The following is a 407-nucleotide window of genomic DNA, read 5'->3' as shown; positions in this document are numbered from 1 at the left end:
GGTTAAAGTGGGAGAGCCTCCAACGTGGTGGTTGGAGGCTCTCGACCTAATGGTTGTCCGGCGGTGACCTACTCTCCCACACCCTCCCGGGTGCAGTACCATCGGCGCTGTGGGTCTTAGCTTCCGGGTTCGGGATGGGACCGGGCGTTTCCCCCACGCTATGACCGCCGTAACCCTGTTACCCGTTCCCCCGGCGCTGGTGGGCGCGGGGGTGGGAAGTCTKGTGGTTACAACATGTGTCCTGCCCCCGTGTCCGGGTGCAGTGGTGGTGTTGTTATTCAGTTGTGGTTCGCCAAGCAACGGGTTTGTTGGTTGGGAACCACATAGTGGACGCAAGCAGTCTTGTTTCTTTGTACCACCCCTGGGTGCGAACCCCTTTTGAACGGGTTCGCGGGGTGGTGTGTGGT

The 407-nt window shown here is 60.6% G+C and carries 1 rRNA gene; it reads right to left on the bottom strand.

Annotation, left to right across the window (positions count from 1 at the left end):
• Window positions 1-55: 55 nt before the first annotated feature.
• Window positions 56-172, bottom strand: a 5S ribosomal RNA gene (rrf, locus tag AC1DCZ_RS19380).
• Window positions 173-407: the final 235 nt, after the last annotated feature.

It is taken from the genome of Arthrobacter sp. 10N418 (genome assembly GCF_056394725.1).
Note: the sequence above shows the minus strand (reverse complement) of the source record. Positions and strands in the feature narration are given on the sequence as shown.